The organism is Endozoicomonas sp. 4G, assembly GCF_023822025.1.
Lineage (GTDB): Bacteria > Pseudomonadota > Gammaproteobacteria > Pseudomonadales > Endozoicomonadaceae > Endozoicomonas_A.
In genome coordinates, this window is record NZ_CP082909.1 from 1198277 (window position 1) to 1225000 (window position 26724).

Below are 26724 nucleotides of genomic sequence, written 5' to 3' on the forward strand. Positions count from 1 at the left end.
TTATGCCTCAACAGCTGCGGTATCTGAGTCAGACTTTTCTGCGCCGGCGAGGCTGGGCCAGTACTTGTCCAACAGGCTCTGTTTCAGCAGGGTTTCTTCCGGCTCAAAACATTCAGCCAGTGTCTGCCAACATAGGTCCAGGGCTTCTTCCAGACTCATCCGGGCATCAAGCACCATGAAACGGCTTTTAAATTTTTCACCAAAGGCGATGGCTTTCAGGTCGTAGCTGGACAGTTCAAAGGCCATGGCCTGTTTCTGTTGGGCATTCACCGAGTCTGAGTAGAAGCGGATCATGGTGTTCATGATGTGAGCATGGTCGTCCCGGGTTTCTTTACCCTGAACCATCTGTTTCAAACGGGACAGGGAACCGAACGGATCAATGACACCATTGTGCAGATAAAACTGACCTTCAGTGATGTAACCGGTGTTATCCGGAACCGGATGCGTAACGTCGTTGCCCGGCATGGTGGTCACCGCAAGGATCGTGACAGACCCGGCACCCTTGTAATCGCAGGCCTTTTCGTAACGCTTGGCCAGCTGGGAGTAAAGGTCGCCCATGTAACCCCGGTTCGCCGGGATTTTATCCATGGCCACGCCGATCTCTTTCATGGCGTCAGCGTAAGAGGTCATGTCGGTGAGCAGCACCAGAACTTTCTTGCTTTCGTTGACAGCAAAATGTTCGGCCACTGCCAAAGCCATATCGGGTGTCAGGAGGCGTTCTACGGTGGGGTCAGAGGCCTGGTTGGTGAACATGACCGTGCGGGAAGAGACACCGGCTTCCTCGAAAGCCGTGCGGAAGAAATGGTAATCGTCGAAGATCAGGCCCATGCCTGCAAACACCACCACATCCGCTTCAGCCTGAATGGCAATACGGGCCAGGAAACAGTTGTAGGGCTCACCGGCAACGGAGAAAACAGGGATCTTCTGTGATTCAACCAGAGTGTTGAATACGTCAATCATTGGGACGTTGGTGCGTACCATTCTTGACGCCAGTACACGACGGACGGGGTTTACTGACGGGCCGTCTATTTCAACCTTGGGGTCCTGCTCAAGAGCCGGGCCGTTATCAATGGGTTCTCCGGCACCGTTGAAGATACGGCCCAGAATGTTGGGAGAATAGGTAGCCTTCATAGGCTCACCCAGAAAGCAGACGGCGGCATGAGTGGACAGGCCCTTGGTCCCGGCAAACACTTGAAGGGAAACTTCTTCGTGATCGATCTTGATGATCTGGGCCAGGGAGTAAACCTGTCCGCTTTGCTCGATCATCGCCAGATCACCATAGCTGGCCCGGGCATTGCCTTCCGTCAGGTTAGGCACTTGGACGCGAATCAAGTCACCAACAATGCTGAGAATGTTAGTGTATCGCAATAGACTCTGGGGCATTGCTGCTCCTCTATACGGCTTGGGAACTGAGAAATCGGGACGATTGACCGAACGAGCCAGAACCTCGGAGCTCGGCCAACCATCAGTGACCTGTCGCCTGTTAATCGCCCATAAAGTTGAGGGACTGGCGACCAGGGATAGCCGGATTGCTGAAGGTTTTGAGTGTGTCAGCCAGCAACCCGAATGCAATGCAAAATTTACTCAATAGTAGACAATTTCAGATGTTTCAGTATCCAGATTTTGTCAGGTTGCCAACGTAGCCACCATCACGGCCTTGATGGTGTGCATACGATTTTCTGCCTGATCAAAAACAATAGAGTGTTCAGACTCAAAAACCTCTTCTGTCACTTCCAGACCCGACATGCCATATTTGCTGGCAATCTCACGACCAATATGGGTTTCGTCATTGTGGAAGGCGGGCAGGCAGTGGAGGAACCGGACGTCAGGGTTACCTGTTTTTTCCAGCATGGAGGTATTGACCTGATAAGGCGTCATCAGTCGTACACGTTGGTCCCAGGCCGCTACCGGTTCTCCCATGGAAACCCAGACATCGGTATAGATAAAGTCACATCCTTGGACGGCTTCATCAACGGACTGGGTGACGGTGATTCTGGCTCCGGATTGTTCTGCCAGTGGCTGGCAGAGTTCCAGCAGTTCGGGGGCCGGGGTGTAACCTTCAGGGGCCGCAATGCTGAAGTCAACACCCATCTTGGCACAACCCACCAAAAGTGAGTTCGCTACATTGTTTCGGCCATCGCCGGTATAACAGAGTTTAAGTTCACTGAGAGGGCGCCCCTTGCTGTGTTCCAGCATGGTTAAAAAGTCAGCCAGAACCTGAGTCGGATGCCAGTCATCAGTCAGGCCGTTCCAAACGGGGACGCCTGAGTATTCTGCCAATTCTTCTACGTGTTGCTGTGAGTGGCCACGAAATTCAATACCGTCGTACATTCTTCCCAGGACTCTGGCGGTGTCTTTCACCGACTCTTTGCTGCCCATTTGTGAGCCACCGGCGATGTAAGTCACATTAGCACCCTGATCAAAGCTGGCCACTTCAAAAGCACAGCGGGTCCGGGTGGATGCTTTTTCAAAAATCAAGGCGATGTTGCGACCCTGAAGGAAGCGAGGCTCATTGCCAGTTTTTTTGGCTTGCTTCAGCTGAGTGGATAGTTCGAGCAGCGAAGCAATATCCTGGGCAGTGAAATCGAGCAGTTTCAGGAAAGAGTGGTTGGGTAGTCTGAAATCCATCGCGTTACTCTTGCTTTTCATGTGGTATACGACTCCGACAGGTCCTAGGGTATATTCGCAAAAACTGGATAGCACTACGTATAATTACGTTTGTGGGCACCGGTATTGTATTTTTTAGGCGGGCTCCTTGTAAGCCCTGCGAACTTCTTCAGCAAGAATAGCAATACCATGCTCTACGGTTTTATTATCACGAGAGTAAGTCATCCTCAGGCATTCGTGCCTGTGCCGCCAGTCGTCATCAATCCCCATGAAAAAGTAGTGGCCGGAGACCACCAGGACATTGCGTTGTTTCAGTCGTTCGTAGAGTTTCTGGCTGCTGATGGGCAGCCCTTCAAACCAGAGCCACAGGAACATGGCGCCTTCGGGCTTGTGCACCTTCCAGTTGATGCCATCAAGATGCTTTTGCAATGAAGCAATGGCAAACCTGACCTTGTCTTCATAGTAGGGTCTGATCACATTTTTGCTGAGATCAATGATGCTGTCGTCACGAATCATATCCAGTACGATCATGCTGCCAAAACTGTTGGGGGCCAGATTCATGATGGCGTTAATACCCGACAATGCTCTGATAACCTGTTCGTTGGCAATAACGATACCGGTTCTGGCAGCAGGCAGGCCCAGCTTGGAAAGGCTGAGACAGAGAATCGTGTTTTCATTCCATTCCGGGTTGGCATCGCTGAAGATCAGGTTTGGAAACGGAGTGCCGTAGGCACCGTCGATGATCAGGGGAATATCATGCTTTCTGGCTATTGTGTCCAGTCGACTGATTTCCTGGTCGGTCAGCACATTACCAGTGGGGTTGGTCGGACGGGAAGTGCAGAGTGCACCGGTCTCCCCATTGACTTTCAGGCTGCTGAAATCGACATGGTATTTAAACATATGATCATTAATGATCTTGATTTCAGGTTTGTTGGCCAGAAAGAAGTCATCACTCAGGCCGGCATCGCCATAGCCTATATATTCAGGCGCCAATGGTAGCTGAATACGACGATGGCTGCCGTCGTCATAATGACCGGCAAACATATTGAACAGCATGAAGAAAGCGGCCTGGCTGCCGTTGCTCAGGGCGATATTTTCTGACTTCAGTTGCCAGCCAAACTGACGGTTCAGAAAACGAGCCATCTCGTGAATAAATTCCTTTTCTCCCTGGGGGGGATCATAGGTGCCGATCAGGCGGGTGAACTCGGACTGGCTGTTCAGGATTTTCTGAAGTCGTCGCCGAAATGTCTCTTCCACTTCAGGAATATGGGCTGGATTGCCTCCTCCCATCATGATCGTATCCCGACCATCGGCCAGGGCATGCCCCAGATCGTCCATGAGCTGGAGTATGCCGGAATGACGGGTGAATTTTGTGCCGAATGTGGAAAGCTTCATGCAGGACTCAGGTACTCTGTTTACGGGTTTATAACTGGGAGAGCTCGGTTAACTCAGATGCAGAACAACTATCATAACTAGGGCTTTTGATAAGGGGTTCCTGCTGGGAAGAGCGTTTCTTTTTGAGCATATAATAGGCGATAGCGGACATACCTGCACCAAAAACCAAAACGCCACCGGAAACAACCAATGCTTTTTGCCAAGGTGGAAAGCTTGACGCACTGCCTATTCTCTTGCCAACCGAGAGCTCAAAAGGTACCGGAGTCGATTGGTTGTAGACTTGACTTTGTGAATGGGGGCGCAGGGTTCTGATGGAGGGGTGCTCAGGTCTGGTACTGTTACCCTCGCCATGTTCGGATAGTTTATCCTTGGTGCGGTTACTCCGCTTTTTAGAGGGCGTTGAGTGGGTTGACGATGGTGTTCCCGTTTCTATGGAGCTGTATAGCTTTTGAGACGATGAAGCAGGCATTGAAGTACTGGGTGATATTGAATCTCTAACACTGCTCAGATAGCTTGCTTTTGAGGATTTTTCTGAAACGTCACGACTGGCTGAAGAGGGGTCGATGGAAGTGAACGACGGTCTGGTCGTTCCGGTGGGTGGTGCTGTCGAGATGTTGAACCCGTTTGGACAAGTGCTTCCGTCAGAAAACACAAAGCCACCGATGATATTCGTATACTCAAGCCCGCGACAGGCATCCGTTTCACCAGGCACGTTGTTGCTGTCGCCTGACAGTGTGACAGGCAGACTCAAGTCGCCCAGGCGTTCTATGGACACATCCCAGCCAAGCAGCCTGTTTGATTTCAACACCAGCTTTTGATAACCGGTCAAAGACAGTGCCACGTCATAACCCAGGATGCTATTCCCTGTCATATCGACGGTCAATGGGTTCTGCCAGCTTTCGCTGCTATGGTCTGGACCAACAATGCTGATGCCTTTTGTATTCACATCACTGGCTTTTGTCGTCGCAAACTCACTGTTGGCAATGCTGACTTTAACGTGTTCCGGGAGAGTGAGGTTCACGGCCTTTGGCGCATTCCCCAGAATGTGATTGTCCTTGAAATTTATGGCCCGAATATACTCGTCCGGTGCTGAAGCATCCCGGTAGACAAGACTAATGTCCACGGCTGTTTCAACAGGACTTGCCTTGTAGTAACAGGAATAGACTTTGTTGTTGGAAAAGCCGACCAGGGTTCTGTTGTTAAATGACCTTGGATCTACGACGGATTCATCTGAGAAAGACAGGCTGATGGCAGGTTTAAGAATCTGGAAGAATTCATTTCTGAAAATATTGACCATGTAGTCATTAGCAGGAACTTCATGTGACTCCAGGTTCAGCATTCCTTTCAGCATTTCGGTATGCACATCGTGGGGGTATGCTTTGAAAACCTTTTTGCCCGAACCTTCTTTACATTGAGTGTAGATATCAACGGATTCCTGAAAGTTATTGTTTAATGCAGGTAACGTGGTTAAACCTGTGATCAGGATGCCAGCGCCATTAAAGTGAATCAGCTCTTCTTTGTTAAAGGTGGGTTTTTTGATTGATGCGTGGCGCCACGGCCAGTACGAGCTTGGAACACATTCATAAGTGGGCACAAATTTTTTCTTCAGGGCAGCAAAATAACCCTCTGCAAAGGAACCATTGCTGCTGTCCAGTGGCACCCCGATCAGCATCTGTCTTGGGTTCAGATGGATGGTTTTTTTGACCAGAAAATGTTCTTGCCAGCCATCGGGCAGGACCGAATCCGAGCCTGGGCCGCCCCCGGCCATGACCGGTTCTTTTGCAGCGCAGTGCTCACGGGCTGCGATGGGTTGTGACTTCATGCCGTAGCCCACCAGCAGGAAAGCCGTGGTGGACCCTTCCCGTGGTCCACTATCATTGAACCCTTTGATGCTCTCGTCAAGATAGCTGTCCTCAGTCGGGGTTATGATAAAACACCGGTCAATGGCTTGTTCAGTGTTGGCAAGAACCTGTTTCAGAGCTTTTACAGCCGCCTGTTTCATGGCCTCCGTGGTGAGTAGATCAAGGTGTTCGATGGTTCCGGAACACAGTTCATTAAGCTTCATTTCACCCGTTGCGGCGGTGGTTTCAGGGGGAGTGGAGGGGTTGGTGAAGGTATTGGATATAGAGGTCAGGTTGGATGGGGTGGTAGGGAAAGCTGAAGAAGATTCAGCAAACAAAGCCGTTATAAAAGCGATAATGCAAAGAGACAGTAAGTATTTCATGGCGTCCTCATTACACAATAAGTGTCGTAGAACAAAAACGGTTAGTACAGACAGTCACTTATTCATCTCGAAATATGCCTGCTGCCTAATGTCAAGCAGGTACCATTGTTTTTGTTAGATAATGTTTTTATTTGCTAAGGCAGTATAGTCGGTGTTAAGGACTGGTAGGATTTTTTGAAAATTGATGGTTTAGAAGTGTACTTGCATTGGCGGAGTAAAAACTCAGCAACTATATTCACTGCCATTCACTGCCCCATTAAAATAATCCAACTTTCCCATGGTGCACACAGTTTTGAAGGTACTGATGTTTTTGTTACTGGTCTGCTGGAACTCTGTTCAGGCTTCAATGGCAGAACAGCCGGGAGTGCCTTGTTACGAAGCCTTGCTGCTGGTTTTTCTTCATCCTCTGATTAGCCTTCATGCTCCTGTCCAACCCGGTCTGATAAAAACCATCCAAACGAAGGAATCCGCTCCTCAGGCTTCTGGCGTCGTGCCTGGAATCTTGCAGTGGGGGGCTGGCAGTAGCCGAATCAGTGGTGAGGACTCACCTTCTGGTTACACTGGGTGGGCTTATGTTCAAGGCGGCAGTCTGCAAGGAGCAGCGTCTCAGTCAGGTATGCTGGTTGCGGCTGGGGGCGATGACCAAAGGGGCAGTGACGGCAATGACGGCAATAAGCGCAAGGACATGCCTGAAGATAAAAAAAGCCCTTATCTGTGCTGGCTTTGTCAGATAAATGGGGTTTGCTGGCAATATTCCTGTTGTGGCAGGAGGGTTTGTCTGGATTGTTATCAGAAGCTTGGAAAATCACCTGCTGAGTGTCCATGTTGCGGCAAGAGCAGAAGGCCCAGAGTTTACTGTGATTTGTATCCGTCTGGTCGTCAGCTCATAGAGCTCGGTCAGCATGGAGTTATAAATCATCTTTGTTCAGAGCATCTATATCAGCGGGCCATGGGAATATTCAATCGGCACTGCCAACATTGTAATGAGCCCATAACGCTCTATCTTCCTTTGCAAGAGCTTATGAGTGCGCTGTTATCACACTGTTCTGCCCCTTGTATTTTTACCGACTGTGAGGATATTTTGACAGCAGAAGCCGACAACTCGGCTCATTTTGAGAGTTCTCATCAGGAGCAGGCCGGTTGTCCGGTAACAGATTGCCGTTTTTATCGGTTCACCAACATTCGACCTTCTGCTTCCCACATGAATAGACACTTGCGATTCAGCTGTGGGTTCTGTCCTGACGCCTTCAGTACCCAACAAGGCTTGCGAGCCCATTTATTGACTCATGTTGATTCTTACCGCTGCGCTCCCTGTCAGGGGGAGGGGGGAGAGGGGAGCGTGCTAAGAGTGCTTTTGATGGGAGGCCAGCTTCGGCCTTGCGGAGATTCCGGTTTTAGGGCTGATCTGCCACTGGATTCGCTGGAAGCATTGATGAATCATTGGGCGTCTTACCATTGCCTGACTATTTGTCCATTCTGTTCGCGTACTAATCAAGGCTGTAATAATGTCGCTATGCAGGCACATATTGACAATAACTGCTCAAGAGTCGAGCGTCCTCACGGGTCTTGGGAGCCTGAAGGTGATGAACCTCCTGATTTACAATGAGTTTTATCTCACCATCCCAATAAATTGCAGTACCGCGCCATTAGGGTGGTGGATGTATTGAAGCCCGGTAAAACCCTGAGTCTGAAAAGTATTCTTCAGACGGTTTGCCGTTGGGTAACGCATCTTGTTCAGTAGCTTGCCGGAAAGTTTATCGAAAAAAAGAATATCCAATCCCTGTATACCCTGTTGAATTGAGACTCTGAAAGCCGGGAATTCATTGAATTCCACAGGCTCGCCTCGGGAAGAGGGGTTCAGCATCAGCGGCAGAGTGACCGCATAACCCGCGGTAGCGGGATCTTCCTGAAAATAAAAGTTCAGGGCTGCTTCCTGGGCTCTGGCCTGGGTCAGTGTTGAAATGATCAGGACGCAGAGGCCGGCCAGTACCGGAGTGATCCTTTTCATCAGGGTTCCTTTCATCAAAGTCTCTGCAACTATGTCTCGACAGCAAGGTAAAAAACATAAGTCGTGCTGCGTTATATGCGGATTTGCGTAGGTATAAGCTCAGGCTTGGTTCCGTGAATCCATAATATTGAATTGCGCTGTACTTCTGTACTGTTACGCCAGTACGCTTTGAAGGTAGTTATGTGCAGAGATGTCAGAAAAATCATGGTCGGATGTGTTGGATCTGATCCAGAGTCAGTCAAGCAGACAGTCGCTGGACAGGGTTTTGGAAGTATTACTGACTCCGGAAGAGCAAGAAGCCGTCGCTTCAAGGCTGGCCATCATGAGAGCACTGCTGGCAGGAGAAGCTTCGCAGCGTGAGATTGCATCACGCCTTGGCGTCAGCATTGCCAAAGTTACTCGCTGTTCCAACTACCTGAAAAGATTAGATCAACAGGACAAACAGATCTTAGAAGCCATATATGAGTGAAGCAGTAATAGGAAGTCTGCCGGCCCAGAAGCCGGAGCAGGAAGGAAGTCTTCTGGGAGGGACCGTCATCGTGGCGGGAACGGCCATTGGTGCCGGTATGTTTTCTCTGCCGGTGGCTACCAGTGGCATGTGGTTTGGCTATTCCATAATACTTATGCTGTTGACCTGGTTCTGTATGTACAGTTCTGCCCTGTACTTATTGGAAACCAATTTGCGGTTTCCCCGTGGTGCCAGTTTTGACACCATGGCGCAGGCTACAATGGGCAACATTGGTCGTATACTTAACGGTGCCTCTGTCGCCTTTCTCTGTTACATCCTGACTTACGCCTATATTTCTGGCGGCAGCTCGATCATCACTTACAGTTTGAAATCGGTAGCGGGCATTACTCTGACAGCAGGCACCGCCAGCCTAATTTTTGCAGTGGTGCTGGCCGTTATTGTTTTTGCCGGAACCCGGGCAGTGGATCGTGTCAGTACGGTATTGCTGGGGGGGATGATTATCACTTTCCTTGGGACTTCAGGCGGGTTGGTGGGTGCCGCCCAACCAGCAAAACTGTTTCCCGGTTTGAGTCTGTCCGAGGCTATTCCTTATTCGCTGGTGGCTATCAGTTTCCTGGCCGTCAGTTTTGGTATGCAGACAGCGGTTCCCAGCCTGACCAAGTACTACAACCGTGATGGCCGCAAAGTACGCAACGCGCTGCTCTGGGGATCATTGCTGACCCTGGCGATCTATGTGCTCTGGCAGGTAGCTGTTTTCGGTAACATTGATCGCGGTGAATTTCCTGCCATCATTGCCGCGGGCGGTAATATCGGGAACATCATGGAAGCACTGGCTGGCACGGGTTTGGACTTGAAAGTCTCTTCCCTGTTACAACTGTTTTCCAATATGGCGGTGGCCAGCTCATTTCTGGGTGTTGCCCTGTGCCTGTTCGATTATATCTCTGACCTGTTTGGTTTCAGCGACGACTTCTTGGGGCGATTAAAGACGGCAGCTGTCACCTTTGTACCGCCAACAGTGCTGGGTGTGCTCTTACCCAATGGATTTATCAAGGCAATCGGTTTTGCTGGGCTGGTGATGGTGATCTTCTGTGTCCTGTCCCCCGTGCTGATGGCCTGGATTGGACGACAAAAATCCGATGAAGGTTATCAGGTTCCGGGTGGGATGCCTCGAATGGTTCTGGTATTTGCTTTCGGTATTCTAGCCATGGCATTGGCCGGCATGGATGCCCTGGGTTTGTTACCGGCTTTTGGGAAATAAACTGAACAGGAGCAGGTAATCCCTGCTCCCTCGCTTCACAGCATCACCACACCGGGTATCAGGAAGAACAGCACAGCGTTGATAATAGAAAGAACAATACTCATGACCAGCGCCCAGCCAAAATTGTTAATCTTGAAACTGTCCATAAAGTAATCAACGATCATCAGCATCAGAGCGTTCAGTACCAGGATAAACAAACCCAGAGTCAATACGGTGATGGGCAGGGTCAGGAAAAACAGAATCGGTTTAACAAAGGTGTTGACCACTGCCAGAAGGATCGATACCAATACAGCACTGCCGTAGTTTTTAATTTCCACGCCTTTGAGGAGTCTGGCGGTAATAAAAACAGCCAGACCGTTGATCAGGAAGTATAGAATCAGACTCAGCATGGTAGGTGTGCTCCAGATGGTTTCACTGCGTTCAAACTCTACACCATACTACATCTTTGTTCGGTTTGGCCTTTGTCAGTGATTTATAAGGCTTTTGTCTTCTATGATGGGCTTTGCCCGTGAAGTGGTCGACCTGCCAGTCAACGCCTGCAGGCCTTTCTGAGTCAGGTCATCTGAATCACAGCGGTCACTGGTGGGCATTGAAGGCCATGCCCGCCAGTGAAGCATGATTATCTGTACTGGTAATAAAGAGCCAGTACTGACAAAGCACCCAGTGGCAGCCAGGTGGAAGCAATGACCTGCCTTGCTTCAGAGGACAGGCCTGATTCAGGGGGCATGCATCGGCAGGTACTCATGCCATCAACCCAGGTTACCTGCGCATCTTCCCATGTACCGCCTTCTGCCTTGCAAACGGGAAGTTTGCTGTCTTTATGTGAGTCGCCGCCAGGGCAGGCCAAAAAGTAGTATCTGGCACAACCTCGAAAATTTTCCCAATTTTTCGCTTTTTCCCGATGTACCTCCCAGACAGTCTTGCCACTTTCATCGATATCGGGAGCGCATTGCTGACCCCAGGGTGACTCAGATACACAGTCATCGCGACTTTGACATTGGGGCTCAACCACATTCAGTGTGTGCCTTGCTGCGTCAACAAACCAGATGCGTTTGGTTCCATCGATTTCGAGACCGGCAATCTGGCCGGCAGGTGTTTGAATGCTGCCTATGTAGGTGTGGTTTCCTGTAGCATCCAGTTTAATAGCGTGGATCTTTCCGGTATCAGCGTCGCTGACAAACAGTTTGTCATCAGAAATAACCAGACCGCTGGGGCTTTTTAGTTCAAGCCCGGTGACACTGAGTTCAGTGAAGCTGGCACCGGTTATTTTTGAATAGATGGTATATTTTTCACGCCATTCATTCTCGGGCTTTACATCGCCTTCTATAGTCCCGCTTTCTGTATCCAGAATGTTGATGACGCTTCCTGCGGGATTGGCTACAAACAGGTATTTACCGTACCTGGCCATATGTCCGGGAACAAGATTGCGGCCAGTCTTCATAGCCATGGTTGTATTGGTGTACCGATACAGGTTGGCGTAGGTATGTTCATGTCCACCGTATCCATGGGAGCGAGTAATATTGCTGTAGACAATGCTTCCATATTTAGAGTCCGGGCCTGCGTCCCAGGACCAGTAACCCGCTTCCCTGCCTTCCCAGGCAATCCCCATTGCGAAAGGTTCCTGATGAAGCATGTCGATATGGGAGCCAAAAGGTTTTGTGGCGAGATCATCCGGAAAAAAATCATTATTTTTAATAGCAAAGGTCTTCAGGTTGTTTTCCCAAAGCACCGGTCCCATAAAGTCCGAGCAGGGTCGCTGGGTAAAATCATCGCCCATAAAAGCCGATGCCGTGTAGTCATTACAGCTGCCCCCTGTGGTAGCAAATGTTCCGGTAAAGCTGATGTTGTGAACTTCCTGTCCTTCAAATTCGGGGACATCGCCCAGAGTGGGTGAGCCACCAAAGGCGATATCAGTAGGTCGGTGCATAAAATGACAGGAAGCCAGGTCCTGGCGATGTTCCGGCGGATACGGAGTCTTCACGCCGGGACAGTAAAAGACGGTCAGGCTGTCATCGCCACTGTTGACGACAAAGAACTGACCTTTTGCCCTGGGGTTTTCTGCTAAAGCTAAGGGTTTATTCAGGCCCCCGATTCTGGAGCTGCCCCATTGACGAATGGCAGGGCCGAACAGGCCGTTTTTCAGCTTAGGCCCGAACTCCGGTATACAATCGTTTGCACTATCTGAAGAGCTACAGCGTTTATCGACCGGGCATCGACCGTATCCGGCAGATGCCCCGCCAGCTTTGACGGTAAGAGAGCAATCAGCTAATTCAGACCTGACCGGCGTTGCATTTATTAATAATGACAGAGTCATCAGGGTGGGAAGCAACAACCGTTTCATTGTTGAGCTTGGCGTTACCGAGTTACAGCTTATAGAGCTCATAAAGCAGACTCCTGTGAATAGCTACAATTTCTGAGCTAATTCACAATAGCTTGCTTTAGGTCAGTTGCCAGTCTTGCTGTGAAATTTCACCAATCGTCTTACCTTCCGGGGCTCTTGCTAACCCCGTTCATCCTGAGCGGAGATTGTACATATGAGTCAGGCAATATGGCTTTGAAGAAGGAAAGCCGGATATTGCCCGGCTTCTGGATAATCAGGCTTTGTTGACCAGTTCTACATCAGGCAGTGGGTATTCATCCACTACGACTTTTTCAGTAGCGGGCATAACTTCCGCCTTACCCTTGACCACGGTTTTACCATTCTGATTGACCACGTTGGTGGAGAGAGTGGCACGCTTGCGACGTTCATTGATTTCCACCACTTCCAGTTCAACCGTTACCGTGTCGCCTATTTTGACAGGACGCATGAACTTCACTTCCTGTGACAGGTAAATACCACCGGGTCCGGGCAGTTGGGTGGCAAGGGCGCAGGAGATCAGGGATGAAGTCCACATACCGTGGGCAATACGTCCCTCAAATTGAGTGGTGGCGGCATAATCCTTGTCCAGATGGACCGGGTTGGTGTCGCCGGACACTTTGGCGAACAGCAGCAGATCCTGTTCGGTCAGTGTCCGGGTCAGCGTGGCTTTGTCCCCGATTTTCAGCTCATCAAACGGGGTGTTTTCCAGTTTACGCATTATCTTGGCCCTTGGAGGCAAAACAGTAAGAAAGGGTTTGATCAATCCATTGTAACAGGCGCTGTATCACTTGCTGAGCATTCGTTTCGTTCAGCATTTCGTGACGGCCTTCAGGATACAGGCTTAGTGTGACATTTTTTAAACCGGCTTTCCGTAGGGCTTTGGTGAGTTTCTGTTGCCCCGCCGGGGCGCTGACCGGATCTTTTTCACCACCCATAACCAGCACCGGCAGTTCCGATTCGATGTGTTTCAGCGGGTGATTGGCGCTGATCTGAAGCAAGCCCCTGAACAGGTCATACCACAGTTGATTGCTGCAGGGAAAACCGCAGAGTTCATCGGCAATATAGTCATCCACCGCCTGTGGGTCTCTGCTGAGCCAGTCGAACTCGGTACGGTTTGGCTTGAACTGGCGGTTATAACTGGAGAAGGTCAGTTGCCTGATCAGCGGGCTTATGCCTCTTTTGCCCTGTCTGAGGCATTCCACTTTGGCGATCAGCAAGCCGACTTCCAGTAACAGCCTGGGGGCATAATTTGAGCCGGAGAGAATGGCACCTGCCAGTCTGGGCGTATGGTGCACCAGATAACTCTGAAGGATGTAGCTCCCCATGCTGTGACCCATAAGGACCAGTGGCGTGCCGGGGAATTTCTTCTGGATAAATTCAACGACGGTGGCCAGGTCATCCACGACTTTATGCCAGCCACGCTGCCCGGCGAAATAGCCTTTACCATTTTGCTCAATACAGGCGCCATGACCTCTGTGGTCGTGGGCGAAAACAATATAGCCCGCCTGATTCAGTGCGCTGGCAAAGGAACGGTAACGCTGCCCGTGCTCCGCCATGCCGTGACTGATATGAACAATGCCTTTGCGGCCCGGGCATTCTGGAAGGTCATTCCAGCAATAGAGAGGGATGGTATGGTCGTCGCTTTTTAGTGTGTAGGTCTTCATACCGCGGAGCTGCTCTCGTTATTGTTGGTTTTCTGCTCTTTAGCCGTAGACACAGAGCTCCTGTATCAGCCGATCAACACTTTATGGCAAAAATGAAACAATTAGTAAACGGTTTAACGGTTTTTTTACAGGCTCTCTATCGGGAAAACCGAAAAACTGCTAATCTCGGTCACCCCGTCGGGGAACGCTGGCCGCTTTGGCTATGACAGATTTGTGGTAACTGACTGAGTGATGTTTTTGGTAACTTTAGGGCAAAACAAACCGGGTTCTCTTGTACAGTGGAGGTGGTTTCTGTGATTCACAGTGGTTTCTGGAAAGATAAATACCCTGAAGGTGTACCCTCTGAAATCGATACCGGTCAGTATCGCTCCATCCTGGATGTAATGGATTATGCCGCTCGCAGATATGCTGACAAGCCCGTGTTCAGTAACCTGGGTAAAAGTATCAGCTATTCTGACCTTCATGAACTCAGTGGCCATTTTTGCAGTTATCTTCAGAACCATACCGATCTGAGGCCCGGTGACCGTATCGCCATCATGCTGCCAAACCTGCTTCAGTTTCCCATTGTCGTTTATGGTGCGCTCAGGGCGGGTCTGGTGGTGGTGAACACTAACCCGCTGTACACCGAGCGGGAGATGGAACACCAGTTCCGTGATTCCGGGGCCAAGGCTTTGGTGGTGCTGGCCAACATGGCGCACATGGCAGAGAAAGTGGTTCCCAAAACATCCATAGAAACGGTTGTGATTACCGAAGTGGGGGATATGCTGCCACCCCTGAAAAAAACGGTGGTGAACCTGGCGGTCAGGTACATCAAGAAAATGGTTCCTGACTACCATGTAAAAGCTTCGGTCAGCTTCAGCAAGGCCATGAGGCTGGGCAGCCAAAACGCAGCCCACGACGCCCGCAAGGAAGAAGATGAAGTGGCGGTTCTTCAGTACACGGGAGGTACGACGGGTGTCGCCAAGGGAGCCATGCTCACCCATCGCAATATTCTCAGCAACATGTTTCAAGTGAAGGCCATGATGGTTCGTAACCTGGAAGAGGGGAAAGAATTGCTGGTTACCCCTCTGCCTCTCTATCACATCTTCGCGTTCACCGTTCATTGTATGGTGGGCATGTTGATGGGCGCTCATAACCTGCTGATCACCAACCCCCGGGATATGAAAACCTTTATGAAGGATATCAAGGGGCAGCCATTCAGCATGTTCGTGGGGCTTAACACACTGTTTGTTGGCCTGATGAACAATCCTGAGTTTCGCAAAATGGATTTCAGCCATCTGAAAAATACGGTGTCCGGGGGGATGGCCCTGCAGATGGACACGGCAGAACGCTGGGAGAACCTGACCGGCACCAAGATCAGTGAAGGTTACGGCATGACCGAGACGGCACCGGTGGTCACCATTAATCCTCTGAATCGAATCAAGCTGGGTACCATTGGCATTCCTGTACCCTCCTGCGAGTTGAAAGTTATAGACGATGAGGGCAATGACCTGGGGCTGAATGCCGTGGGTGAGTTGTGCGTCAAAGGCCCCCAGGTGATGAAAGGCTATTGGGATAATGTTGATGCCACGGACGAGGCGATTGATAGCGAGGGCTGGCTGAAAACCGGTGACATAGCCACTATTGATGATGACGGTTATGTCACGATTGTGGATCGTAAAAAAGACATGATCTGTGTATCCGGCTTCAACGTTTATCCTAATGAGCTGGAAGAAGTTCTGGCCATGCACCCGGATGTTGTGCAGTGCGCCGCTATTGGTTTACCCCATGAGAAAACCGGTGAAGCCATTAAAATGTTCCTGGTCAGCTCCAACCCGGCCATGAAAGAAGAGCAGGTGATCAAGCACCTGCGTAAGCATGTGACCGGCTACAAAGTGCCTAAACAGGTCGAATTTCGAGAGGTATTGCCGACCACCAATGTCGGTAAAATTCTCCGCCGTGAATTACGGGATGAAGAGTTGAAAAAGCGAGGGCTTTAATTCTCTCGTTCCTCTGCGACAAGAAGCGACAGGAAACGGCAGGAAAGAAAAACAGATATCGGGACCCGGAGCGAGTATAATCGCGCGTTTTGATTGAAATGCATTTTCCGGGAGATATGCGTGTCCGGCCACCCTCAGAAGAAAGCGCTGTATGACGCTCTGGACCAGTGCATGGTCAGGGATCGTTTTTCTATTCGCAGGCAGATTCAGAAACTTAACACCGGCGATCAGGCAGCGATGGATAAGCTGCAGGAAAGAATAGGTCGTTCCACTTCCAGGGTTCAGGAAAGGCAACAGGCTGTTCCCGACATTGAATACGATGAGGCGCTGCCCGTTGTTGCCCGTCGTGATGAGATCCGTGAGGCTATTGAAAAGCATCAGGTTGTCGTTATTGCCGGTGAAACCGGTTCTGGTAAAACCACCCAGATCCCGAAAATCTGTCTGCAGGCCGGTCGGGGTATTGTTGGTCAGATAGGCCACACCCAGCCGAGAAGACTGGCGGCACGATCCGTCGCCAGCCGCATAGCGCAAGAGCTGAAAGTGCCCATGGGGGAGCAGGTCGGCTATCAGGTTCGGTTCACTGACCATGGCAATGAGAATACCCTGGTTAAACTGATGACCGATGGTATTCTGCTGGCTGAGATCCAGAATGACCGTTTTCTGAACCGCTACGACACGCTCATTATTGATGAAGCCCATGAGCGCAGCCTGAATATTGATTTCCTGCTGGGTTATCTGAAAATCCTGTTGCCCAAGCGCCCCGGTCTGAAGTTGATTATTACGTCAGCTACCATCGATGTTGAACGCTTTTCAAAGCATTTCAATCAGGCGCCTGTTATTGAGGTTTCTGGTCGGACCTATCCCGTAGAAGTTAATTACCGCCCCCTGGAAAACCTTGAGCTGGAGGGCAGGGATGCCGACCAACGGGTCCAGCAGGGCATACTGTCTTGTCTGCGGGACATCGAACAGCTGGAACGTTCCGGAAAAGGCGGACGCCTGGGCGATGTGCTGGTCTTTCTCAGTGGTGAGCGGGAAATCCGGGAAACCAATAAATTCCTCAAGGATGCCCGTTTGGCTCATACCGACATTCTGCCGCTCTATGCCCGTCTTTCTGCGGCAGAACAGAATCGCATTTTTCAGCCTCATGGCGGTGGTCGAAGAGTGATCCTGTCTACCAACGTAGCGGAAACCTCCCTGACCGTACCGGGTATTCGCTACGTGATTGATCCCGGCATGGCAAGAATCAGCCGTTACAGTGTCCGTTCAAAAGTGCAACGGCTACCCATTGAGCCCATATCCCAGGCCTCGGCCAATCAGCGAAAAGGTCGATGTGGTCGTGTTGCAGAAGGTGTTTGCTACCGACTTTATTCTGAAGAGGACTTTCTGGGTCGTCCTGAGTTTACTGATGCCGAAATTCTCAGAACCAACCTGGCGGCAGTTATTTTGCAGATGCTCAGGTTGGGGCTGGGTGATATTGCCGCTTTTCCTTTCGTTGATGCGCCGGATGCCAGAGCGATTAACGACGGTTTTAAGCTATTGCAGGAGCTGGGTGCGGTCAGTGAAAAGCGTCGTATGACTCGAATCGGCCAGCAGATTTCCAGACTGCCGGTTGACCCCCGAATGGCGCGAATGCTGGTGGCAGCGGATAAAAACCATGCCCTCAGTGAATTGCTGGTTATTACCAGTGCCCTGGCGATTCAGGACCCAAGAGAACGCCCGGCAGAGAAAAAACAGGCTGCCGATCAGCGACACCGTGAACATTATCACGACGACTCGGACTTTATGAGTCTGGTTCAGCTCTGGAATAGCTATGAAGAGCAACGTCAGACGCTGTCCCAGAACCAGTTGCGCAAGTACTGCAAACAGCAGTTCCTGTCGTTTATGAGAATGCGAGAATGGCGGGACCTGCATCGGCAATTAGCACTGGCCTGTAAAGACGTTGGTCTGAAAGTCAATGAAGACGAGGCGAGTTACGCGGATATTCATAAATCCCTGCTGGCGGGTTTGCTTTCCCATCTGGGGAGTAAAGACGACGACGCCGATTATATGGGTGCACGTAACCGTCGTTTTTACGTCTTTCCATCATCAACGCTGTATAAACGCAAGCCCAAGTGGCTGATGACGGCTGAGCTGGTGGAAACTTCCAGACTGTTTGCCCGCACCAATGCCAAAGTGGAGCCACAGTGGATTGAGCCGCTGGCGGGTCATCTGGTCAAAAGAAATTACTTTGAGCCTCACTGGGAGAGGAAAAGGGCCCAGGTGGTGGCTTTTGAGCAGGTGACTTTGTACGGACTGGTGATTGTCGCCCGTCGTCGGATCAGTTACGGCACCATTGATCCCGTGGTGTCCCGTGAGATTTTTATCCGGGAAGCACTGGTTGAAGGTCATTACCATTCCCAGGGCAAGTTCCAGTCCCATAATCTGTCGTTGATTCAGGAAGTGGATGAACTGGAAGCCAAATCCCGGCGCAGAGATATTCTGGTCGACCCGGAAACCCTCTATCAGTTTTACGATGAAAAGCTGCCAGCCCATCTCCACAACGGAGCGGGTTTTGAAAAATGGCGTAAGGAAGTTGAGCAACAGGATGCCCAGCTGTTATACCTCACCAAAGAGTACCTGATGAGGCACGACGCTGGTGAGGTCACTGAAAACAAATACCCGGATCATTTCCGCTGGGAAGGGCTGGAACTACCACTGTCGTATCATTTTGAACCTGGTGCCCCGGACGACGGGGTGACCCTGACATTACCAGTACAAGCACTGAGACTGTTGCCTAAGCATCGTTTGGAATGGCTGGTGCCCGGTATGTTATACGACAAGTGTGTTGCCCTGGTCAGAGCCTTGCCGAAAGCGGTGCGTAAAAACTTTGTCCCGGTACCGGATTACGTTCGGGGGGCTCTGGAGTCCATGTCGGTCTGCGATGAGCCGCTGACCGATATACTGGGGCATCACCTGCATCGTATGTCCGGTATGCGTATCCTGGACGAGCACTGGGACACTCATGATCTGCCGGAACATTTGCGGATGAACTTCCGGCTGGTGGATGAGAACGCTAAGGTGCTGGGGCAGGGCCGTGACCTGGTCAAGCTCAAAGAAAAGTTTGGTCGGGAATCTGAAGACGGTGTGCGCAGACTTGCGGACAGTTCATTGGAGCAGGAAGGTCTGAAAGACTGGAACTGTGGTGAGCTGCCGGAGGAAATAACCCGTAAAGTTGCTGGACTGGTACTTAAAACCTATCCTGCTTTGGTGGATCAGCAGCACTCGGTGGCCGTTAAGCTGTTTGAAGACAGAACCATGGCTGAAGCGACTCACCGTATGGGTGTGACGCGCCTGCTTCAGTTTAAACTGTCTCATCAACTGAAGTTTGCCTTGTCGAAAATGAAACATCTGAAACAGGTGAAGCTGCTGACCACGGGCATTATGCAGGCCAGGGCGCTGGAGGAGGATCTTCAGGCGTTCCTGATTTCGGAGGTGTTTGTTCGTGATCCTGCTCTGTCATCCGGCAATAAGGGGCCAAGGGATGAAGTGGCGTTCAATGCTCTGATGGATGAGCGAAAAGGCCAGTTGGTACCCTTTGCTGAAGAGATTGATGGCCTGTTGTTTGAGATTTTCCAGAAGGCTCACAACATCAGTAAACAGCTGAAGGGCAAGATATCCTTTGACCGGGCTTTTTCACTGTCGGACATCAAGCAGCACTTGGGTCAGCTGATCTATCCCGGCTTTCTTTGTGATGCGGGTATTGAGTGGCTCAGGCACTATCCAAGGTTTTTGGAGGGCATTGAGGTCAGGCAGGAGAAGCTGCCAGCCCAGGTCAACAAAGACCGGGCCTGGTCAGAGGAGCTGGCGACTCTTTTTAAAGCCTGGGAACAGCGTAAAGCCATTCATGAGAAACATAAAATGGTTGATGAAAACCTGATGCTTTATCGCTGGATGCTGGAGGAGTACCGCGTCTCGTTATTCGCCCAGAAGCTGGGCACTCGTTTCCCGGTATCCGATAAACGCCTCAGGAAGCTTTGGCAAGAGGTTCAGGAAGTCTGAAAAACGTCGTTAAACTTTTAATAATACAGTCTGAGGCCATGCTCATGAAAAAGCTTTTGAAGGGGGTTATTCTCACCCTCGCTATTTTGGGTTTTGGGTTTACCATTGCCAATGAGATGGATCTCTTTGGAGAGCAGAATGATACTGACTCCGAGGAGTATGACCTGAACGAAGAAAGCCTGTATCAAAATGAAGCGGCTCCGTATCCGTACCCGCCGTATCCTGATCAGCACTTTGAACCAGAAGATGAGGCTCAGATTGAGGATAAAGAGTACGATGATGCAGGGTACTATGATCATCCTGATCAGGATGAAAGCTTCCCTGAGCATGAGCATGAGGATTAGTACTTTTGCAGGTCAATGCTCTGCAAGAGCATAGTGTTTACCATGCACTTGCAGCCAAGAGATACAATGAAACCAGAAAAGCGAATGCTGGCTTACCGGGAGATGAGGTTGCCTCACTTGCAAGATACTCGAGGTTATTTGCACCTACCACGTTCACGGTCAGGGATGATTTCCATCCCTGTGAGCTTGCCTGCTCAGGAACTGCTTCAAAGACATAAATATCACTACTATTGTATTTTGGTTTTAAAATAACTGAGCGATGATCCCCACTTTGACATAGCCAGCTGTTAACGGTTTCACCTTCTTCGCCCAGCTGGGTAATGACACTGTTAGTTTCGCACAGTGCAACAATCGGAAACTCTGATTCCTTGTGAATATACAGATTTTGATTATCGTTATAGCGAACAGTCCAAACGAGTTCAAAGGGTTGTTTAATTGAATCACTATACTCGGTTGGAACAGTGGTTGGATAAGTCGTTATCACAGGGTAAGTCGTTGTCTCAGAATAATTTCCTGTCACAGTGTGGTTCGTTGTCTCAGTATGATTCCTTGTTGCAGGATAAGTTGTTGTTTCGGGATGAGTTGTTGTTTCAGGGTGAGTTGTTGTTTCAGGATAGGTTGTTGTTTCAGCATAAGTTGTTGTTTCAGCATAAGTTGTTGTTTCGGGATAAGTTGTTGTTTCAGGATAAGTTGTTGTTTCAGGATAAGTTGTTGTTTCGGGATGAGTTGTTGTTTCAGAATGAGTTGTTGTTTCAGGCTTTTTATAGCCGCATTCAGGGTTATAGGGGTTACAGAGATACACCGCAAGGCGCATATTATGGGATCGGCAGTAACCGCCTTCAAGGTTATTGAGTGAAGATTTGTCACCATTTGCTGTGGATATGAAATAGTAGAATTTACCCTCTTCATAGACTGGCTTATTGAGGGTATTGAATTCTTCAAATATTGCCAAGTATGAACTTAGGTGATTAGGGCGAATACATTTCTGTAAAAGCACACTTGTAGATTTACTGGTATTTACTTTACATTGCTCATAGTCGGCTTTATCAACTTGCCAAAGGTTAACATACATATCATAAACACTTTTACCGGTCCTTCTGGGCTTTGAATAAGTGTAAGTATTATCACAAATAAAAAAAACAAACGACCCAAACCTCATGGATATGGTCTTATTCACATTTTTTGAAAATGCATCACTACCCCAAAATATTGAAGGCGCGAAACCCGCTGTAACCAGTTGGGGGAGTAAGGCGAGTCCGAACAAGCTTACTACAATGTATTTTCTCCATGACACAGGGGAAGATAGACGAATCATAACAGACACCTGATCTTTTTTGAAAATACCCGGCTGTATAGCATCACATTGGCTTGTGAACCATAAAAAATCTCCCTTTGTGTGTGACTTTGGCCTTGCTTTGCAGGGTCTTTTTGTTGGGTGACAGATTCTTATCGCTGGCAGACTTGGCCCATCCTGCAACTGCATCTATCCAAACTCTTTCTCAGCCGCTAGAATTGGCGGTTTATTTTCTCTACGCATCGGTTATCAGGAATCCCATGGAGAATCTGGAAACACTTGTTTCACCCATAGTCGTCTCTGCTATGGCTGACGTTGAGTCAGCCGCCAATGTCGCTGACCTGGATCAGGTTCGAGTACGATTTTTGGGCAAGAAAGGTGAGCTGACCCAACTGTTGAAAGGCCTGGGCAAATTGTCCCCGGAAGAACGTCCAAAGGCGGGTGGCTTTATTAATGAAGCCAAGCAGCAGGTTCAGGCGGCACTGGATGTGAAACGTAAGGGCCTGGAACAAGCAGCTCTGCAAGCCCGTCTGGACAGTGAAGCCATTGATGTCACCCTGTCTGGCCGTAGCCAGAACCTGGGCACGGTGCACCCTATTACCCGTACCATGGAGCGCATCACCGATTACTTTGGCAACATCGGTTTTGAAGTGGCCCAGGGGCCGGAAATCGAAGACGATTACCACAACTTCGAAGCGCTGAATATACCGGGTCACCATCCGGCCCGTGCCATGCACGATACTTTTTACTTCAATGACAACACCGTTCTGAGAACCCATACCTCTCCGGTTCAGGTTCGTGTTATGGAAGCCTTGAGCAAGGCCGGTGAGCAACCGCCTATCGCTATTGTCTGTCCGGGCAAAGTGTATCGTTGCGATTCTGACCAGACTCACAGCCCGATGTTTCATCAGGTCGAAGGTCTCTATGTGGCAGAGAACGTCAGCTTTGCTGACCTGAAGAGTGTTCTCAGTGACTTCCTGAGAGTGTTCTTTGAGCGTGATGATCTGAAAGTTCGTTTTCGTCCTTCCTACTTTCCCTTCACCGAGCCTTCGGCAGAAGTGGACATCGAGTGGGGCCGCAATGAAGACGGTTCCGTTAAGTGGCTGGAGGTGCTGGGCTGCGGTATGGTCCATCCGAAAGTGTTTGAATACTCCGGTATTGATACCAGCAGGTACACAGGCTTTGCCTTTGGCTTGGGGGTTGAGCGTTTTGCCATGCTCCGTTACGGCGTAAACGATTTACGTCAGTTCTTCGATAATGACCTGCGCTTTTTGAGCCAGTTCAATTAACGGTTGCCAGCGATCAGATCGAGTAACGGAGTTGAGAAAAGTTTATGAAATTCAGTGAACAATGGTTACGTCAGTGGGTTGCCCTGGAAGCTGACACTCAGGAGCTGGTGGACAAAATCACCATGGCTGGCCTGGAAGTGGACGACGTTGAGCCGGTGGCAGGCGAGTTTTCCGGTGTCGTTGTGGGCGAAATTGTGGCCTGTGAACAACACCCCGATGCTGACAAGTTACGTGTCACACGTGTCAGCACAGGCTCAGATCAGTTCCAGGTGGTTTGTGGTGCACCCAATGCCCGTGTAGGCATTCGCGTCCCTTTTGCAACAGTAGGTGCAGTTCTGCCGGGCAATTTCAAAATCAAGAAAGCCAAACTGCGGGGTGTTGAATCTTTCGGCATGCTCTGTGCGGAAGAAGAGCTGGGTATGGCTGAATCTTCAGACGGCCTGATGGAGCTGCCAGCGGATGCCACTGTAGGTCAGGATATCCGTGCATACCTGAATCTTGATGACAGAATTATTGATGTTGACCTGACGCCAAACCGGGGTGACTGCCTGAGTATTGCCGGTCTGGCCCGGGAAGTCAGTGCGAACTTCCTGGCTGATGTCAGTGACGTTCAGGTTGAACCGGTCACTCCGGAGATTGACGACACCTTCAAGGTTTCTGTTGAATCCAAAGAAGGCGCTCCACGCTTTTTGACCCGTGTTTTGAAGGATGTCGATGTCACTCGACCTACCCCTCTGTGGATGGTTGAACACCTGCGTCGTTCCGGTATTCGTGCCATTGATCCCGTCGTCGATGTCACCGCTTATGTCATGCTGGAGCTGGGTCAGCCCATGCACGGTTATGACCTGGATACCCTCAATGGTTCCCTGATGGTTCGCATGGCCCATGAGCAGGAGAAACTGGTTCTGCTGGATGGGCAGGAAGTCAGTATGAACACCGATACTCTGGTTATTGCCGATGAGCAGCAGGCCCTGGGTATTGCTGGCGTGATGGGCGGAGAAGGTTCTGGTGTCTCCCAGGCCACCCGTAACGTCCTGCTGGAAGCGGCTTTCTTTAATCCCATTACTATTGCCGGTAAAGCCCGTTCCTACGGATTGCACACCGACGCTTCTCACCGATTTGAGCGTGGGGTGGACTTCCAGTTGCAACGTAAGGCCATTGAGAGAGCCACTGCCCTGATTCTGGAAATCTGTGGCGGTCAGCCGGGGCCTGTTGCTGAGGTGGTGAGTGAAGATAACCTTCCCGCCCTGAACACAGTTCATCTGAGGGCTGAGAAAGTCGCTTCGCTGCTGGGTATTACCATCGAGAATGACTTGATTGAAGCCCTGCTGACGCGACTGGGCCTGGAGATGAGTTCCACGGCAGAAGGTGAGTGGAGCGTTGCCGTGCCAAGCTGGCGTTTTGATATTTCCATAGAAGAAGACCTGATAGAAGAGTTAGGTCGTATTTATGGTTATGAGCGTCTGCCAGAAACCATTCCGACGGCGTTGCTGAAGCTTAAGCAGGTGGATGAAAACAAGGTTAAAGAATCAGACATTCGTCGTATTCTTGTCAGTCGAGGCTATCAGGAAGCGGTTTCCTTCAGCTTTATTGATCCGAAACTGCATCAGCTGTTTGATCCCCGGCATGAGCCTGTGGCTTTGGCGAACCCCATCGCCAGCGATCTTTCTGTCATGCGAACATCTCTGTTGCCAGGTCTGGTTAAAACGGTCAGTTACAACCTGAATCGTCAGCAGAGTCGTGTTCGTCTGTTCGAAACCGGTCAGACGTTTGTTCGTGAAGGTGACGCCCTGAGACAGGAAAATCAGGTTGCTGCCGTGATTACCGGCAGTCGCTACCCCGAAAACTGGGCGACTAAAGCTGAACCGGTGGACTTCTATGATCTGAAAGGGGATGTAGAAGCTTTGCTGGAACTCGGTGGTGCTGTAGAGAATTTTCGCTTCGAAAAAGGCCGTCATGATGCCATGCATCCTGGTCAGTGTGCGGCGCTGATCCGTGATGATAAGGTGATTGGCCATATCGGCGCTCTGCATCCAAGCCTGGCGAAAGAGCTGGGTCTGAATGGTGTGGTGCTGATGTTTGAGGCCAGTCTGGAAGCGGTGAGTCAAGGTAAAGTGACAGAGTTCGCAGCACTGTCCAAATTCCCTGAAGTCCGTCGTGACCTGGCCTTGCTGGTGAGGCAGGAAGTGGCTGCTGACAGTCTCAATCAGGTCATCCGGGAAGAAGCCTCTGAGCTATTGAAAGATGTTCGTATTTTTGATGTTTATGTGGGCAAAGGTATTGAAGAAGGTCATAAGAGTCTCGCTTTGGGCTTGACCTTGCAGCACGCTTCCCGCACTCTAACAGACAAAGAAGTTAATCATTTGATTGACAACATTGTAAGTCGGCTGGAATCGGAATTTGGTGCCAGTCTCCGTAGTTAATCAGCCAGTGCGAGCGGTCTGAGGGGATGTTTTCTGAGCAGTCCCTCAACCGTTCACTGCCCCGGTTGTTATAAGAGAGCGGAAGTTATCGATGGGAGCTCTGACTAAAGCGGATATAGCCGAGCATTTGTATGAAGAACTCGGTTTGAACAAGCGCGAAGCCAAGGAGATGGTCGAGCAGTTTTTCGAACAGATCCGTCAGGCGTTAGAGAATAATGAACAGGTCAAGTTATCCGGTTTTGGTAACTTTGAACTACGAGACAAAAGTCAGCGGCCAGGCCGAAATCCCAAAACTGGCGAAGAGATTCCTATTTCTCCTCGCAGGGTGGTGACTTTCAAGCCTGGTCAGAAACTCAGGTCACGAGTTGAGGCCTATGCAGGAAACAGAGCTCAGGAAGAGTGATCTCCCTGTTATTCCCGGCAAGCGTTACTTCACCATTGGTGAGGTCAGTGACTTGTGTCAGGTCAAATCCCATGTCCTGAGATACTGGGAACAGGAGTTTTCGCAGCTAAAACCGGTCAGGCGTGGGAACCGTCGTTACTATCGACGGCAGGATGTGCTGCTGATAAGGCAAATTCGCAGCCTGTTGTATGATAAGCGTTTTACCATTGACGGTGCCCGCAATCATCTCAAGGGCGAAGTGCAGAAGCGGGACACCTCCCAGTACAAACAACTGATCCGGCAGACCATTGCTGAACTGGAAGATGTGGTCGATGCTCTGGATGGAATTCCTTCCAATTGAGAAAAATTCGATAAGCTGCTTTGGTTGGCACTCTTCATTGGTTGGCACATATGTTATCACCAACGGCTAAGCATCACGTCGTCGCTTTAGTCTTTGACGACTACGAGACTCTGGATCTGCATGGACCCATAGAAATGTTAGGCCACATGTCAGATACCCATATATCTTTGATCGGTAACCAGTCTATCGTGCGCAGTTATCAAGGCCCGCGTGTGGTCACCGATATTCAATTTCCAGCAGTGGTTGAGTGTGACTTGTTGCTTATTCCGGGAGGGATAGGTACTCGTACATTAGTGAATGATAAGTCGCTTATTGATTGGTTAGTTCGCCAGTCTGGTGTATCAAAAAAAGTCTTTTCCGTGTGTACAGGCAGTGCTTTATTGGCTAAAACTCATTTGCTTAATGGCACCAGTGCTACCACCAATAAGATGGCTTATCGCTGGGTTACGGGATTAAATAGCCATGTGATATGGCAGCCAGCGGCGCGTTGGGTTGATGATGGTAAGTATTTGACGTCTTCAGGGGTCTCGGCGGGTATTGATGCGGCTCTGTACTACATCAAGCAAACTCAGGGTGAAGCTGAAGCAAGAAGAATTGAGCAGCTCACTGAGTATCAATGGAATAGTGATA

At 50.1% G+C, this 26724-nt stretch carries 21 protein-coding genes (1 of these 21 running past the window's edge); 11 read left to right on the plus strand and 10 right to left on the minus strand.

Annotation, left to right across the window (positions count from 1 at the left end):
- From K7B67_RS04420 to K7B67_RS04435, 4 genes are all read right to left on the minus strand, one after another.
- The gene (locus K7B67_RS04420) at positions 1–1383 is read right to left on the minus strand and encodes a V-type ATP synthase subunit B (RefSeq protein ID WP_252179163.1); all 1383 of its coding nucleotides are present in this window, start codon (positions 1381–1383) and stop codon (positions 1–3) included.
- A gap of 243 nt (positions 1384–1626) precedes the next feature.
- On the minus strand, positions 1627–2628 hold the full coding sequence (gene argF, locus K7B67_RS04425) for an ornithine carbamoyltransferase (protein WP_252180524.1): 1002 nt from the start codon (positions 2626–2628) through the stop codon (positions 1627–1629).
- Positions 2629–2742: 114 nt separating this feature from the next.
- On the minus strand, positions 2743–4002 hold the full coding sequence (locus K7B67_RS04430; protein WP_252179164.1) for a valine--pyruvate transaminase: 1260 nt from the start codon (positions 4000–4002) through the stop codon (positions 2743–2745).
- A 28-nt stretch (positions 4003–4030) separates the two neighbouring features.
- A complete protein-coding gene (locus K7B67_RS04435; protein ID WP_252179165.1) occupies positions 4031–6226 on the minus strand; it encodes a hypothetical protein in 2196 nt (731 codons plus the stop codon).
- 174 nt (positions 6227–6400) lie between these two features.
- Between K7B67_RS04435 and K7B67_RS04440 the strand changes: the two genes are divergently transcribed.
- A complete protein-coding gene (locus tag K7B67_RS04440; protein WP_252179166.1) occupies positions 6401–6640 on the plus strand; it encodes a hypothetical protein in 240 nt (79 codons plus the stop codon).
- Between the two features lie 1195 nt (positions 6641–7835).
- Here the strand turns inward: K7B67_RS04440 and K7B67_RS04445 are convergent.
- Complete coding sequence (locus K7B67_RS04445) at positions 7836–8249, minus strand: hypothetical protein (protein ID WP_252179167.1); 414 nt, start codon at positions 8247–8249, stop codon at positions 7836–7838.
- Between the two features lie 175 nt (positions 8250–8424).
- Between K7B67_RS04445 and trpR the strand changes: the two genes are divergently transcribed.
- A complete protein-coding gene (gene trpR, locus K7B67_RS04450) occupies positions 8425–8703 on the plus strand; it encodes a trp operon repressor (protein ID WP_252179168.1) in 279 nt (92 codons plus the stop codon).
- Complete coding sequence (locus K7B67_RS04455; RefSeq protein ID WP_252179169.1) at positions 8696–9961, plus strand: aromatic amino acid transport family protein; 1266 nt, start codon at positions 8696–8698, stop codon at positions 9959–9961. The genes trpR and K7B67_RS04455 overlap by 8 nt, the downstream gene beginning before the upstream one ends.
- A gap of 35 nt (positions 9962–9996) precedes the next feature.
- Here K7B67_RS04455 and K7B67_RS04460 read toward each other — a convergent pair whose 3' ends face one another.
- The 4 genes from K7B67_RS04460 to K7B67_RS04475 all read right to left on the minus strand — a co-directional run bounded on the left by K7B67_RS04460 (position 9997) and on the right by K7B67_RS04475 (position 13984).
- Positions 9997–10350 (minus strand): phage holin family protein, encoded by a 354-nt coding sequence (locus K7B67_RS04460; protein ID WP_252179170.1) that lies wholly within the window; start codon positions 10348–10350, stop codon positions 9997–9999.
- Positions 10351–10580: 230 nt separating this feature from the next.
- The gene (locus tag K7B67_RS04465) at positions 10581–12344 is read right to left on the minus strand and encodes a hypothetical protein (RefSeq protein ID WP_252179171.1); all 1764 of its coding nucleotides are present in this window, start codon (positions 12342–12344) and stop codon (positions 10581–10583) included.
- A gap of 211 nt (positions 12345–12555) precedes the next feature.
- A complete protein-coding gene (locus K7B67_RS04470) occupies positions 12556–13038 on the minus strand; it encodes a MaoC family dehydratase (protein WP_252179172.1) in 483 nt (160 codons plus the stop codon).
- Positions 13031–13984 (minus strand): lysophospholipase, encoded by a 954-nt coding sequence (locus K7B67_RS04475; RefSeq protein WP_346658252.1) that lies wholly within the window; start codon positions 13982–13984, stop codon positions 13031–13033. Before K7B67_RS04475 ends, K7B67_RS04470 begins: the two co-directional genes overlap by 8 nt.
- Positions 13985–14277: 293 nt before the next feature.
- Between K7B67_RS04475 and K7B67_RS04480 the strand changes: the two genes are divergently transcribed.
- From K7B67_RS04480 to K7B67_RS04490, 3 genes are all read left to right on the plus strand, one after another.
- A complete protein-coding gene (locus K7B67_RS04480) occupies positions 14278–15963 on the plus strand; it encodes an AMP-binding protein (RefSeq protein ID WP_346658253.1) in 1686 nt (561 codons plus the stop codon).
- Between the two features lie 120 nt (positions 15964–16083).
- On the plus strand, positions 16084–20001 hold the full coding sequence (gene hrpA, locus K7B67_RS04485; RefSeq protein ID WP_252179173.1) for an ATP-dependent RNA helicase HrpA: 3918 nt from the start codon (positions 16084–16086) through the stop codon (positions 19999–20001).
- Between the two features lie 44 nt (positions 20002–20045).
- Positions 20046–20345, plus strand: coding sequence for a hypothetical protein (locus tag K7B67_RS04490; RefSeq protein ID WP_252179174.1), 300 nt, complete (start codon positions 20046–20048; stop codon positions 20343–20345).
- A 37-nt stretch (positions 20346–20382) separates the two neighbouring features.
- On the opposite strand, the gene K7B67_RS04495 is transcribed toward K7B67_RS04490, so the two are convergent.
- Complete coding sequence (locus K7B67_RS04495; protein WP_252179175.1) at positions 20383–21828, minus strand: hypothetical protein; 1446 nt, start codon at positions 21826–21828, stop codon at positions 20383–20385.
- Positions 21829–21899: 71 nt separating this feature from the next.
- On the opposite strand from K7B67_RS04495, the gene pheS reads away from it, so the two are divergent.
- The 5 genes from pheS to K7B67_RS04520 all read left to right on the plus strand — a co-directional run.
- Positions 21900–22928 (plus strand): phenylalanine--tRNA ligase subunit alpha, encoded by a 1029-nt coding sequence (gene pheS / locus K7B67_RS04500; protein ID WP_252179176.1) that lies wholly within the window; start codon positions 21900–21902, stop codon positions 22926–22928.
- 44 nt (positions 22929–22972) lie between these two features.
- Positions 22973–25351 (plus strand): phenylalanine--tRNA ligase subunit beta, encoded by a 2379-nt coding sequence (pheT, locus tag K7B67_RS04505; RefSeq protein ID WP_252179177.1) that lies wholly within the window; start codon positions 22973–22975, stop codon positions 25349–25351.
- A 91-nt stretch (positions 25352–25442) separates the two neighbouring features.
- The gene (gene ihfA / locus K7B67_RS04510; protein WP_252179178.1) at positions 25443–25754 is read left to right on the plus strand and encodes an integration host factor subunit alpha; all 312 of its coding nucleotides are present in this window, start codon (positions 25443–25445) and stop codon (positions 25752–25754) included.
- Complete coding sequence (locus K7B67_RS04515; protein WP_252179179.1) at positions 25726–26094, plus strand: MerR family transcriptional regulator; 369 nt, start codon at positions 25726–25728, stop codon at positions 26092–26094. Before ihfA ends, K7B67_RS04515 begins: the two co-directional genes overlap by 29 nt.
- Positions 26095–26144: 50 nt before the next feature.
- Positions 26145–26724: the 5' portion of a DJ-1/PfpI family protein gene (locus tag K7B67_RS04520; RefSeq protein WP_252179180.1), read on the plus strand. Its footprint extends 50 nt past the window's final position; only the first 580 of its 630 coding nucleotides appear in the window; the start codon lies at positions 26145–26147; its stop codon lies off the right edge, out of view.